Source organism: Streptomyces sp. NBC_00988 (genome assembly GCF_045162645.1).
In the GTDB taxonomy this organism is placed as follows: domain Bacteria; phylum Actinomycetota; class Actinomycetes; order Streptomycetales; family Streptomycetaceae; genus Streptomyces.
Map to the genome: position 1 here is coordinate 3216909 of NZ_CP108730.1, position 12409 is coordinate 3229317.

The 12409-nt window shown below is 69.5% G+C and carries 10 protein-coding genes; 4 read left to right on the forward strand and 6 right to left on the reverse strand.

Annotated elements, in window-relative coordinates; all coding sequences use genetic code 11:
* Positions 1-428: 428 nt before the first annotated feature.
* Together OG496_RS14610 and OG496_RS14615 are read right to left on the reverse strand one after the other, a co-directional pair.
* Positions 429-2243 carry an ABC transporter permease/substrate binding protein gene (locus OG496_RS14610; protein WP_405971159.1) on the reverse strand — a complete coding sequence of 605 codons (1815 nt, stop codon included), beginning with the start codon at positions 2241-2243 and terminating at the stop codon, positions 429-431.
* Positions 2236-3285, reverse strand: a complete 1050-nt coding sequence (locus tag OG496_RS14615) for a glycine betaine/L-proline ABC transporter ATP-binding protein (RefSeq protein WP_366495607.1) — start codon at positions 3283-3285, stop codon at positions 2236-2238. The genes OG496_RS14610 and OG496_RS14615 overlap by 8 nt, the downstream gene beginning before the upstream one ends.
* 233 nt (positions 3286-3518) lie before the next feature.
* Between OG496_RS14615 and OG496_RS14620 the strand changes: the two genes are divergently transcribed.
* Both OG496_RS14620 and OG496_RS14625 read left to right on the forward strand, forming a co-directional pair.
* Entirely contained in the window at positions 3519-4448 is a 930-nt protein-coding gene (locus OG496_RS14620; protein WP_366495667.1) for a 5'-3' exonuclease, read from the forward strand.
* Between the two features lie 89 nt (positions 4449-4537).
* A complete protein-coding gene (locus OG496_RS14625; protein ID WP_366495608.1) occupies positions 4538-5377 on the forward strand; it encodes a siderophore-interacting protein in 840 nt (279 codons plus the stop codon).
* A 156-nt stretch (positions 5378-5533) separates the two neighbouring features.
* Here OG496_RS14625 and OG496_RS14630 read toward each other — a convergent pair whose 3' ends face one another.
* The 3 genes from OG496_RS14630 to OG496_RS14640 form a co-directional block, all read right to left on the reverse strand.
* Complete coding sequence (locus tag OG496_RS14630; protein WP_405971160.1) at positions 5534-6310, reverse strand: ABC transporter permease; 777 nt, start codon at positions 6308-6310, stop codon at positions 5534-5536.
* A complete protein-coding gene (locus tag OG496_RS14635; RefSeq protein WP_405971161.1) occupies positions 6307-7323 on the reverse strand; it encodes an ATP-binding cassette domain-containing protein in 1017 nt (338 codons plus the stop codon). The genes OG496_RS14630 and OG496_RS14635 overlap by 4 nt, the downstream gene beginning before the upstream one ends.
* Before the next feature lie 183 nt (positions 7324-7506).
* Complete coding sequence (locus tag OG496_RS14640) at positions 7507-8127, reverse strand: PadR family transcriptional regulator (RefSeq protein WP_405971162.1); 621 nt, start codon at positions 8125-8127, stop codon at positions 7507-7509.
* Between the two features lie 253 nt (positions 8128-8380).
* Between OG496_RS14640 and OG496_RS14645 the strand changes: the two genes are divergently transcribed.
* Together OG496_RS14645 and OG496_RS14650 are read left to right on the forward strand one after the other, a co-directional pair.
* A complete protein-coding gene (locus OG496_RS14645) occupies positions 8381-9925 on the forward strand; it encodes an amino acid permease (protein WP_405971163.1) in 1545 nt (514 codons plus the stop codon).
* A gap of 24 nt (positions 9926-9949) precedes the next feature.
* Positions 9950-10897: a pseudouridine synthase gene (locus OG496_RS14650; RefSeq protein WP_405971164.1), complete on the forward strand. Its 948-nt coding sequence runs from the start codon at positions 9950-9952 to the stop codon at positions 10895-10897.
* Here OG496_RS14650 and OG496_RS14655 read toward each other — a convergent pair.
* Positions 10891-12378 (reverse strand): cytochrome P450, encoded by a 1488-nt coding sequence (locus OG496_RS14655; RefSeq protein ID WP_405971165.1) that lies wholly within the window; start codon positions 12376-12378, stop codon positions 10891-10893. The two genes, OG496_RS14650 and OG496_RS14655, sit on opposite strands and share 7 nt — an antisense overlap.
* Between the last annotated feature and the right edge of the window lie 31 nt (positions 12379-12409).

Consider the following 12409-nt stretch of genomic DNA (forward strand, 5'->3'; position numbering starts at 1 on the left):
GCTCCCTCCTTCGCTCGTCGGTCCGCGGTTACTTCCGCAGCCACTTCTGAAGCTGCCTCTGATGAGTTCTCTGCACCCTACGCATGTTCGGCAAACCGTTTCATGCGCCTGTCACATCCACGTCACACAGCGTGCGATCGGACGTCATGGTTCTGGCCAGTCCACACGGGCCCGCCGACCCTCGATCGGCGCGAGACTTCCTCTCTACTCTTCAATGCGTACGCGGTCGACTGTGTTCCCGCTCACCTCTCGGGCCTGATTGAGGGGTTTCGTAGCGCTATGTGGTTGGCCGGATCCTTTTCGTACCGGATCGGGGCACCGACAAAGGTGGGCCCCGCCGCACGAAGGGGGGAACGTGCGGTGGGGCCCACCTCTGGGACGGCGGCTCCGGGACTGTCAGGTCACCCGGCCGCCTGGCTCTTCTGGTCCTACTGGCTCTTCTGGTTCTTCGTGACCGGCGCCAACTGGTCGACGAGGCCCGGGTGTTGCTTCAGCCAGGTGCGGACGGCGTCCTGCTCCTCGCCCTTGCCGGACTTCTGGATCTGCGCCTCCAGACCGGTGAGCTGGGACTCGGTCATCCTGAAGTCCTTCAGCCACTTGCCGACGTCGGGGTTGTCGTCGGCGAAGCCCTTGCGCGCCACGGTGTGCACGCCGTCGCCCTTGCCCCAGGCGTTCTTAGGGTCCTTGAGCTTCTTCAGCTTGTAGTCGCTGTACGCCCAGTGCGGCGACCAGAGCGTGACGACGATCGGCTGCTTCTTGGCGTACGCCCGCTTCAGCTCGGCCAGCATCGCCGGGGTGGAGCCGTCGACGACGTCGTAGGAGCCCTGGAGGCCGTACTCCTTGAGGACCTTGGTCTTGAGGAGGCCCATCATTCCGGCGCTCGGTTCGATGCCGGTGATCTTGCCGCCGAACTCGGAGGCGTGGGTCTTGAGGTCCGCCAGCGTGTTGACGTCCTTCACGTACGACGGGACGGTCAGCTCCAGGGACGTGGAGCCGTACCAGCTGCCGAGGTCGTCGAGCTGCTTGCCGTACTTCTTCCAGTACTCGGCGTGCGTGGTGGGCAGCCAGGAGTCGGTCTGGAAGTCGACCTGGCCGGTGGCGAGGCCGGTGTAGAGCGGGCCCGCCGCGTACTGGGTGGTCGTCACCTTGTAGCCGCGCTCCTCCAGGATCTCCTTCCAGAGGAAGGTGGAGGCGATGCCCTCGTCCCAGGGGATGTAGCCGATGGTGATGTTCTTGCCCTTGCCGACGTCCGTGGCGGAGGTCGCCTTCGTGCCGGAGGAGGAGCCGAAGACGCCCATGCCACCGGCCACCAGGGCGAGGACGACCACGCCGATCACGGCGAACGCCGGGCGGGGGCGGTAGTTCCAGGGCTTGGCGGTGCCGGCCGCGCGGGCCTTGGCGGCGGCGCGGCGGCCGAGCGGGGAGATCTGGGTGCCGAGCGCGCTGGTCATGCGGTCGAGGTAGATCGCGAGGACGACGATGCCGACGCCCGCCTCGAAACCGAAGCCGATGTCGAGCTGGCCGATGGCCTCGTTGACGGCGCCGCCGAGGCCGCCGGTGCCGACCATGCCGGCGATGACGACCATCGACAGGCCGAGCATGATGACCTGGTTGATGCCCGCCATGATCGTCGGGAGCGCCAGCGGCAGTTGGACGCGCAGCAGGGTGTCGCGCGGTGAGGTGCCGAACGCCTCGGCGGCCTCGACGAGTTCGGCGTCGACCTGGCGGATGCCCAGCTCGGTCATGCGGACGCCGGGTGCGAGCGCGAAGATCAGGGTGGCGATGACGCCGGCGGAGGTGCCGAGCCCGAAGAAGAGGATCGCCGGGATCAGCAGCACCATCGACGGCATCGTCTGGAGCAGGTCGAGAGCCGGCCGTACGACCGCGCTGACCGTCTTGGAGCGGGCCGCCCAGATGCCCAGCGGGATCGAGATCACCAGGGCGATGACGGTCGCCACGAGCACCAGGGCGAGCGTCGACATGGCCCGGTCCCACAGGTCGAGCGAGTCGATGAGCAGGAACCCGGCGAAGGCCAGGACGCCCGCGACCAGCCCGCGCAGCCACCAGGCGATGACGGCGAAGATGCCCGCGAGGAGCAGGGGTTCGGGGGCGGTGAGGACCGCGTTGATGCCGTCGTACATGCCCTCGACGACCGTCTTGATCGCGTCGAAGAGCCAGGACATGTGGGCGAGGAGCCAGTCGACACCGGAGTCGACCCAGTCGCCGAGCGGGAGCCTAGGCATGGGCGGCCACCTCCGCCGCGGATTCCCCGCCGAGGAAGGCGACGAGGCGTTCCTGCGGTACGACGCCTACGACCTCGTCGGCCTCGTCGAGCACCGCGACCGGGTGGCTGAGGCGGGCGCTGAGGGCGCACAGGTCGGTGAAGGGGGTGTCCGGGGTGGCGGTCGCGCAGTCGCAGTCGGCCTCGTGGCCGTCGACGCCGGTGTCCATGACGGAGCTCGCGGTCAGCACGCGGGAGCGGTCGACGTCCTGGATGAAGGAGGAGACGTAGTCGTCGGCGGGGCGGACGAGGATGTCCTCCGCGGTGCCGGTCTGGACGATGCGGCCGTCGCGCATGACGGCGATGCGGTCGCCCAGGCGCATGGCCTCGTTGAGGTCGTGCGTGATGAAGACGATCGTCTTCTTCAACGACTTCTGCAGTTCCAGGAGTTGGTCCTGCATGTCCCGGCGGATCAGCGGGTCGAGCGCGCTGAACGACTCGTCCATGAGGAGCAGGTCGGCGTCGGTGGCGAGGGCGCGGGCCAGGCCGACGCGCTGCTGCATGCCGCCGGACAGTTCGTCGGGCCAGGAGTCCTCCCAGCCGGCCAGGCCGCACAGGGCGAGCGCCTCGCCGGCGCGGGCTTCGCGCTCGGCGCGGGGCACGCCCTGCACGGACAGGCCGTAGGCGGCGTTCTCGCGGACGCTGCGGTGCGGGAAGAGCGCGAAGTGCTGGAAGACCATGCTGATCTTGTGGGCGCGGACCTCGCGGAGTTCGCGGTCGCCGAGCGCGGTCAGGTCCTGGCCGTCGAAGAGGACGCGGCCCGCGGTGGGCTCCAGGAGTCCGTTGAGCATCCGCAGGAGGGTCGACTTGCCGGAGCCGGACAGGCCCATGACGACGAAGATCTGGCCCGGTGCGACGGAGAAGGAGGCGTCGATCACGGCGGCGGTGGTGCCGTCGGCGCGCAGTTCCTCCCGGTCGGCTCCTTCGCGGAGCCGTTCGACTGCCTGGTCGGGTCGTCTGCCGAACACCTTGTACAGATGCTCGGCTTCTAGCCTGGCTGACACGCGTACCTCTCGATCGGGGGCAGGACGGGAGGCGACGGCGACGGGTCCGAAGGCCCCTCGACGGTTGAATGTGCAACCGGCATCGCTCCGAGGCCGCGCCTGCCCATGCTTCCCGGGCGCAAACACAGGAGTGGCCCAGCTCACCAGCCAGGGGTGTTCGCCTTTCCGGAGCCGGCGGTGTTGGTCCCTCCGGGTGACAGCGAGGGGTGATCGTGGCCCTGTCGTGCGGCATGATGCGAGGCGTGACCGGACGACTGATGCTCCTCGACACCGCCTCGCTCTACTTCCGCGCCTACTTCGGCGTCCCGGAGTCCGTGAAGGCGCCGGACGGGACGCCGGTGAACGCCGTGCGCGGGCTGCTCGAATTCATCGACCGCCTGGTCAAGGACCACCGCCCCGACCAGCTGGTCGCGTGCATGGACGCGGACTGGCGGCCGCAGTGGCGGGTCGACCTGATCCCCACCTACAAGGCGCACCGCGTCGCCGAGGTGCGCGAGAGCGGCCCGGACGCGGAGGAGGTGCCGGACACGCTCTCCCCGCAGGTGCCGATCATCGAGGCCGTTCTCGACGCGGTCGGCATCGCGCGCGTGGGCGTCGAGCCGTACGAGGCTGACGACGTCATCGGCACGTTCACGGCGCACGCCAAGGGCCCGGTCGACATCGTCACCGGCGACCGCGACCTGTACCAGCTCGTCGACGACGCCCGCGGTGTCCGCGTCCTGTATCCGATCAAGGGCGTCGGCACGCTCCAGCTCACCGACGAGGCGTTCCTGCGCGAGAAGTACGGCGTCGACGGGCGTGGCTACGTGGATCTGGCGCTGCTGCGCGGCGACCCCAGCGACGGCCTGCCGGGCGTCCCCGGCATCGGCGAGAAGACGGCAGCGAAACTCCTCGCCGAGTTCGGTGACGTGCCCGGGATCATGGCCGCGATCGACGACCCCAAGTCCAAGCTGACCCCCTCGCAGCGCAAGCGCCTCGACGAGTCGCGGCCGTACGTCGCGGTCGCGCCCAAGGTCGTACGGGTCGCCGACGACGTTCCGCTGCCCGACGTCGACCCGACGCTGCCGCACGCCCCGCGCGATCCGGAGCTGGTGGGCGCACTGGCGGAGCGCTGGGGACTGGGCGGATCATTGCAGCGACTGCTCACCACGCTGGGCGCGTAAGCATTGTTATTGCCCATCCTTTCTTGCCTTTCACAGAGAATGTAGTGCTAACTTAGGTAAGCCTAAGCATGGGAATTTGGGAGGCCGTCATGGCAGAACGTCCGGCACGGAAGCCGCGTAAGCCCCACTCCGCGCAGGTCGTCCGCACCGAGCGCCTGACCCCTCACATGCAGCGCGTGGTGCTCGGTGGCGAGGGTCTGGCCGAGTTCTCGGCGGACACTTGCACCGACCATTACGTGAAACTGCTGTTCCCGGCCGGGGGCGCGACCTATCCCGAGCCCTTCGACGTGGAGCGCATCCGCGCCGAGTTCCCTCGTGAGCAGTGGCCGGTGACCCGCACCTACACCGTGCGCGCCTGGGACCCCGAGCACCTTGAGATGACCCTGGACTTCGTGATCCACGGCGACGAGGGCCTCGCCGGTCCGTGGGCGACCCGCGTCCAGCCGGGCGAGACCGTCCACTTCATGGGTCCCGGCGGCGCCTACGCCCCCGACGCGGGCGCCGACTGGCATCTGCTCGCCGGGGACGAGAGCGCGCTGCCCGCGATCGCCCGCGCCCTGGAGTCACTGCCCGAGGGCGCCACGGCCCACGCCTTCGTGGAGGTCTCCGGCCCCGAGGAGGAGCAGAAGATCGACTCCGACATCGAGGTCGTCTGGCTGCACCGCGGCGACCGCCCCGTCGGCGAGGCGCTCGCCGAGGCCGTACGGGCGCTGGAGTTCCCGGACGGCCGGATGCACGCCTTCGTGCACGGCGAGGCGGCCTTCGTGAAGGACCTCCGCGCCCTGCTGCGCGTCGAGTTGGCGATCCCGCGCGAGGACCTGTCGATCTCCGGCTACTGGCGCCTGGGCCACAACGAGGACGGCTGGCAGGCGTCGAAGCGGGATTGGAACGCGAAGATCGAGGCGGAGCAGGAGGGCGTTGCCGCGTAAGCGCTCCGCTGGGGGTGCCGGGTTTGGGTCGCCTAGCATCTGCGGCGGCGTCGAGGCTGGTCGCGCCCGCGCGGCGGAGCCGCATATCGACACAGCCCCGCGCCCCTTTCGGGGCGCTGCCCCGGGGCGGCACCTTTGGAGTGCCGCCCCTGTCGCTTACACCGACCGCTGATACGACCTGAACGTGCGGATCGACAGCCATACCGCCACCACCGCGAGCCCCAGCAGCGCGCCTCCCCGGCTGAGCACGTCACCCCAGTCCAGATGCTCGCTCATCGCCGAACGGCCCGCCACCATCGCCCAGTTGAGCGGGTTGAAGTCGGCGATGTGCCGCATCCACGAGGGCATCTGGGACGGCGCCATGAAGGCGCTGGACAGGAACGTCAGCGGCAGCAGCAGGAAGGTGTTGATGCCGATGATCGACTCCCGCTGCTGCACCAGCATGCCGAGCGCGTTGGACAGTGCCCCGAAGATGGTCCCCAGCAGCACGGAGGCCACGATCAGGATCGCGATGCCGCCGATGCCGCCCGGGTAGTCGGCGCCACCGAGCAGTCCGAGCAGCACGATGATCGCCGACTGGAGTGCGGTGACGAGGCCGTTGTTGACGACGTTGCCGTTCATCAGCGCGGCCCGGCTGACCGGGGTGGTCAGGAAGCGGTTGAGGGTGCCGCGCTGGATCTCCTCCAACGTGCCCATGCCCGCCCACATGTTGGAGCTGAGGGCGCTCATCACGACCACGCCCGGGACGAGGTAGTCCAGGTACGAGGTGGTGCCGAAGCCGCCGAGTTCCACGACCTTCTTGAAGAGGTTGCCGAACAGGAAAAGCCAGATCACCGGCTGGATGAGGGTGATGACCGCGAAGGCGGGCTGCCGTGCGAACACCATGAGTTGACGCTGCGTCATGTACCAGGTCTGCGAGACGGCGGTGCTCATCGCGCACCTCCGGCGACGGCGAACTGCCCGGTGCTGTTCGTGTCGGCCTCGGCGTAACGGCGGCCCGCGTAGCGGAGATACACGTCGTCCAGCGAGGGACGGGCGACGGTCGCGCTGGCGACGCCGACGCCGGCCCGCTCGAACGCCGTCAGCAGGACGGGCATCGCGGCCGCTCCGTCGTCGGCGCGGGCACTGACCCGGCGCCCGTCGACCAGCACCTCGCGCACGCCCGGCAGTCCGACGAGGGTGTTCCGCAGCAGCGTACGACCGGCGTCGCCGACCGCTTCCCGCAGCTCCAAGTGGACGGCGTCGCCCCGGAGTTCACCCTTGAGGGAGTCGGGGGTGCCCTCCACGACGACCCGCCCGCGGTCGACGATCGCGATACGTTCGGCGAGCCGGTCGGCCTCTTCGAGGTAGTGCGTGGTGAGCAGGATGGTCAGCCCCTCCTCCCCCGCCAGCCGGCCGATCTCGTCCCACATCGCGGTGCGGGCCTCCGGGTCGAGGCCGGTGGTGGGCTCGTCGAGGAAGAGCACCTCGGGCTGGTGCACCAGGCCGAGTGCCACGTCCAGGCGGCGGCGCATACCGCCGGAGTAGCCCTTCACCGGACGCTTCGCGGCGTCGGCGAGGGTGAAGCGGTCGAGGAGCTCGTCCACCCGCTTCGTGAGGACGGCGCCCCTCAATCCGTAGAGCCTGCCATGGAGTTGGAGGTTCTCGCGGCCGGTCGCCGTCGGGTCGGCACCGGAGTTCTGGGCGACCACGCCGATCGCGCGGCGGACCCGGTCGGGGTGGCGCAGCACGTCGTGGCCGGCGACGGTGGCCGTGCCGGAGTCGGGCCTGGCGAGGGTGGTGAGGATCTTGACGGTGGTGGACTTGCCGGCGCCGTTCGGCCCGAGGAGGCCGAAGACGGTGCCGGGCTCGACGGTGATGTCCATGCCGTTGAGGGCGGTGACATCGCCGGAGTAGGTCTTGATCAGTTGACGCGCCTCGACCGCGGGCGCACGGGTACTGCCCATGACAGCTCTCCAAAGAATGAGCGGATGTGCGATGTGAAAGGTCACGACTGATCCGCGTGAAGAGCGCCCGGCTATCCTGGGTGTGCCGCACCTCGATCGCCTGGCTTCGCCGCACGGCGGGTCAGTTCGGGGTTCGTGACCCCGGCGGGGCTGCTCCAACAGCCCGGTCGGGGTTCTTCATGTTCAGGTGAACTCCGGTGGCAGCTCCCCCGTTTCGTGGAATCGGCGCCATCCGTCGACGCCGAGCATCGAGCCCTTCCTGATCTCCTCCAGGAAACCGCGCACCCACTCGGCCTGCGCCTCGATCATGTGCAGCTGGTACTCGACCTCGATCAGGAACAGCCGGGGCACCGACTCGTACAGCTTCTCCAGGGCCCCGCGCTCGCTCGCCGCCTGCACGTCCAGGTTCTTCACCCGCTCCTCCAGGAGTGTCACCACCTCGTCGGGGTGCAGGGCGCCCAGCAGCGAGAGGGCCGTCTCGAAGATCGGGTACTCCTTGACCGGGCGGGCCAGCAGCTCGGACAGCCACTCGGTCGTCTCCTCACGACCGGCCGCGGTCACTCCGTAGACCGTGCGCTCGGGGCGGTTGCCCTTGCGCTCCGTGTCGGCGACCTCGACGAAGCCGTGCTTCTCCAGGTTCTGCACGACCGTGTAGAGCGAGCCGTAGTTGATCTTCGTGCTGGTGTCCTTGCCCTGGCGGCGAAGGGTCTGGGCGATCTCGTACGGATGCATGGGCCCCTGCCAGAGGGTCACCAGCACGGCGAGCGCGAGCGGATTGCTGAGCTTGCGACGCTTCGCAGCCATCGGGATCACCGCCTCCATCCGTACCTCGCGTCCGAATATCCGTGACCGAACATATCGCGAGTTGGACGAGAGCGTCAATACACACGATGTATCGCGATTCCGCCGCCACGGCAAGAGCGTGAGGACTTAGGCCCGCCACAGACACGGCGGCGTGACGCGGCGGAAACAGCGGCTCCCTAATTTCTGTCACCCGACAGGAATTCCGCTGTCGCCGTCAGGATTCCGCTCTCCTGCGCCGAAGGCAGGTGCCGCCGTGACCACAACAGCCCCCTCCGACCTACGCCCCGATCCGCCCCACTCTTCCGAGGACGGCTCCCTCGAAGAGTTCGGCTACCGCCAGGAACTGCACCGCAGCCTCGGCCGGTACGCGTCGTTCGCGGCCGGGTTCTCCTTCATCTCCGTACTGACGACCGTCTTCCAGTTCTTCGCCTTCGGGTACGCGTTCGGCGGCCCCGTCTTCTTCTGGGCCTGGCCGATCGTGCTGGCCGGCCAGCTCCTGGTGGCGGCCTGCTTCGCGGAACTGGCCGCTCGCTACCCGATCTCGGGCGCGATCTACCAGTGGTCGTCACGCCTTTCCAACGCGACCTTCGGCTGGTTCGCGGGCTGGATCATGGTGATCGGCCAGATCGTGGTGGTGGGAGCAGCCGCCCTGGCCCTCCAGATGGTGCTGCCGGCGATCTGGTCGGGCTTCCAGCTGGTGGGCGGCGACCCGGCCCCCACCTCCCCGGACGGCGCGGCCAACGCGGCGGTCCTCGGCGTGATCCTGCTGGTCCTGACGACGCTGGTGAACATCCTCGACAACCGCGTGATGTCGGTCATCAACCGGGTCGGCGTGACGGCGGAGATCATCGGCGCGATCCTGATCGTCGTCCTCCTCCTGACCCACTCGAAGCGCACGCCGAGCATCACCTTCCACACCACCGGCAGCCTGGAGGGCGGACTGCTCGGCGCCCTGCTGGTCGGCTCGTTCACGGCGGCGTACGTGATGATCGGCTTCGACAGCGCGGGCGAGATGAGCGAGGAGACCCACAACCCGCGCCGCACCGCGCCCCGCACGATCCTCACCGCGCTCAGCGCCGCCGGCCTGCTCGGCGGCCTGATCATCCTCGGCGGCCTCCTCGCCGCCCCCAGCCTGACCGACGGCCACCTCGGCGTCGACGGCCTCAGCTACGTCCTCACGAGCAGCCTCGGCGACGGCGTCGGCAAGGCGTTGCTGGCGGACGTGGTGGTGGCGATCGCGGTAGCGACTCTGGCCATCCAGACGGCGGCCTGCCGCATGCTCTTCTCGATGGCCCGAGACGGCCAACTCCCGTTCTCCGCCCGCCTGTCCAAGGTCAACCCCCGCACCGGCATGCCCAGCGCCCCCGCCATCGTCGTGGGCATCCTCTCGGCCGCCCTGCTCCTCCTCAACTTCGCCTCCCCGGACGCGTTCCTCGCCATCGGCACCACCTGCATCGTGATGCTGTACCTGGCCTACGCGATGGTGACGGGCCCACTGCTGTTCCGCCGCGTACGGGGCGAGTTCGAGGTGGCCGGCACGGACGAGACGGGCGCGCGCCTCTTCTCCCTGGGGCGCTGGGGGATACCGGTCAACGCCTTGGCGCTCGTCTACGGCCTCGTCATGACGGTCAACCTGGCGTGGCCGCGGGCCGCTGTGTACGACCCGGCGGGTGGGCACTGGTACTTCCAGTGGTTCACGGTGTTGTTCCTGGTGGTCACGGTCGGGGCCGGCTTCGGGTACCGGGCGTACCGCGCCCGTACGGTCGCGGAGGAGGCTCCCGAGGCAGTGCCCGCCTGACCCGACCACCTACCCTTGACCCCAATGACCCGAAAACGCCGTATCCCACCCTCCCCCCTCCCCCAACGCGCCGGAGTCGACCCGGTGCGGGTCCGCCTGCCCCCCGAAGAGTCCTGGACCACCGTGCGCGAGTACCTGGTGGACCGGCTCTCGGGGGCGGGTGACGGGGTCGTCGATCGGATGATGGACGACGGGCTGTTCGTCGGGGTGGACGGGACGAGCGTGGCCGGGTCGCCGTACGAACCCGGGATGTTCGTGTGGTTCCACCGGGAGCTGCCCGTCGAGGTGCCGGTGCCCTTCCCCGTGGACGTGGTGTACCGCGACGAGCACATCGTCGTCGCCGACAAGCCGCACTTCCTTGCCACCACCCCGCGCGGCAGTCACGTCGTCGAGACGGCGTTGGCGCGGCTGCGCAGGGAGTTGGGGATCCCGGCGCTCGGGGCCGCGCACCGGCTCGACCGACTCACCGCCGGGCTCGTGCTGTTCACGGTGCGGCCCGAGGAACGGGGCGCGTACCAGGCACTGTTCCGGGAGAAGCGGGTGCGGAAGGAATACGAGGCTGTCGCGTCGTACGACTCCGGGCTCGGCCTTCCTACGACCGTGCGCTCCCGCATCCTCAAGGAGCGTGGGGTGATGGCCGCCCGGCAGGTCGAGGGTGAGGTCAATGCCGTCAGCCGGGTCGAGTTGGAGGAGGAGCGGGGGGACGGGCTCGCCCGGTACCGACTGGTGCCCAGTACCGGGCAGACTCATCAACTGCGCGTCCACATGAGCGCGTTGGGCGTGCCCATCCTCGGTGATCCGCTGTATCCCGTGGTCAACGACCCCGTGCCGGACGGTGATTTCCGGCGACCGCTCCAACTGCTGGCGCGGGCGCTGGAGTTCACCGATCCGGTCACGGGGGCCGAGCACCGGTTCCGTAGCGGGCGGGTGCTCGAAGCCTGGTCCTCGTACGAGGACTGGGCCGCTCAGTAGCCCCGCCACCACCTCAAGAACCGCTGCCATGCCCCGAGTCGGTGTACCGGTTCCGGTGCCGGCACCGGCTCCGGCGGTGCCGTCACCTCGACGGGTTGCGGCATCGGGGCCGACGCCGGCTGCGGGTCCGACGGCATGCCCACGTGCCAGGTGTGACGCGGTTGCGGGACCGCCGCGTGGCCCGGCTTCTCCGAGACGTCCTGCGGGGGCTTCGGGGCGAACTGCACCGGCAGGTCCACCAGGTGGCGGGAGGCGATCGACGCCGTCCAGCTCAACTCGTCCTCGTCGCAGTCGAGTTCGATGTCCGGCAGCCGCATCAGCAGCGCGTCCACCCCGGTGTCGGCGATGGCACGGCCGATGTCCTGGCCGGGGCACTCGTGCGGGCCGCCGCCGAAGGACAGGTGGGAGCGGTTGCCCATCATGTTGGCCTTGAGGTCGGGGCGCACCCGGGGGTCCACGTTGCCCGGCGCGGGTGCGAACAGAAGGCCGTCGCCCTTGCGGATGCGCTGGCCGCCCAGCTCCGTGTCCTGCTTGGCGAAGTAGGCGAAGACGGTGGAGAACGGCGGCTCGTCCCACAGGGACTGCTCGACCGCCTCCGGCACCGTCATCTGCCCGCCGTTGAGCTGGGCGCGGAAGCGCGGGTCGGTGATGACCATGCGCAGCGCGTTGGCGAGGAGGTTGGTGGTGGCCTCGTAGGCGGCGAAGAGGACGAGCCGCAGGTGCTCCCTGACCTCGTCGTCGCTGAGCCCCGCCGGGTGCATGACGAGGTGGCTGGTGAAGTCGTCCGCGGGCTCGGCCCGGCGCAGGGCGGTGAGCCGGGTCAGCGCGTCCATGACGTACTGGTGGCTGGTGATGGCGGTCGCGGTGCCCTTGAGGGCGTCGCGGGCCGCCTCCACCATCTGGTCGTTGTACTCGTCGGGCATGCCGAGGATCTCGCACAGCACGGCCATGGGCAGGTGTTCGCAGAACTGGCCGACGAGTTCGGCGTGGCCCTGCTCGCAGAAGGTGTTGGCGAGGATCTGGGTGTAGCGGTTGATGTGCCGGCGGATGCCGCGCGGGTCGATGGTCGACATGGCGCCCGTGACTGCGCCGCGCAGCCGCAGGTGCTCGTCGCCCTCGGCGTGCGAGGCGATGGGCTGCCAGGCGATGTGCGGCATCAGCGGGTGGTCGGGCTTGACCATGCCCTCGCGCAGCGGCGTCCAGACCCGGCTGTCCCGGCTGAACTGCGAGGGCGTACGCACCATGTGCAGGTTCTCGGTGTGGCCGAGGACGACCCAGATCGGTACGTCGTCGTGGAGCAACACCGGTGCCACGGGGCCGTGTTCGGCGCGGAGCTTCTCGTAGAGGGTGCCCAGGTCCGCCGCCTCGGGGCCGTACAGCCGGTGCAGTCCCCCGGGGCCCTGGCCGTGCGCGGGGCAGCCGGGGGGCGGGCCGAGCCTGGTGTCGTCCGTATCGGTCGGAAAGTTGTGTTCAGGCGTCACGGTGATCGCTCCGAGAACTGAAGTGGATCCG

What these genes read in the sequence shown, in the direction of transcription:
- OG496_RS14650 (WP_405971164.1), top strand. Translation starts at nt 9,950, where the DNA reads ATGACCCGAAAACGCCGTATCCCACCCTCCCCCCTCCCCCAACGCGCC.
- OG496_RS14620 (WP_366495667.1), top strand. Translation starts at nt 3,519, where the DNA reads ATGCGAGGCGTGACCGGACGACTGATGCTCCTCGACACCGCCTCGCTC.
- OG496_RS14635 (WP_405971161.1), bottom strand. Translation starts at nt 7,323, where the DNA reads ATGGGCAGTACCCGTGCGCCCGCGGTCGAGGCGCGTCAACTGATCAAG.
- OG496_RS14640 (WP_405971162.1), bottom strand. Translation starts at nt 8,127, where the DNA reads ATGGCTGCGAAGCGTCGCAAGCTCAGCAATCCGCTCGCGCTCGCCGTG.
- OG496_RS14625 (WP_366495608.1), top strand. Translation starts at nt 4,538, where the DNA reads ATGGCAGAACGTCCGGCACGGAAGCCGCGTAAGCCCCACTCCGCGCAG.
- OG496_RS14610 (WP_405971159.1), bottom strand. Translation starts at nt 2,243, where the DNA reads ATGCCTAGGCTCCCGCTCGGCGACTGGGTCGACTCCGGTGTCGACTGG.
- OG496_RS14630 (WP_405971160.1), bottom strand. Translation starts at nt 6,310, where the DNA reads ATGAGCACCGCCGTCTCGCAGACCTGGTACATGACGCAGCGTCAACTC.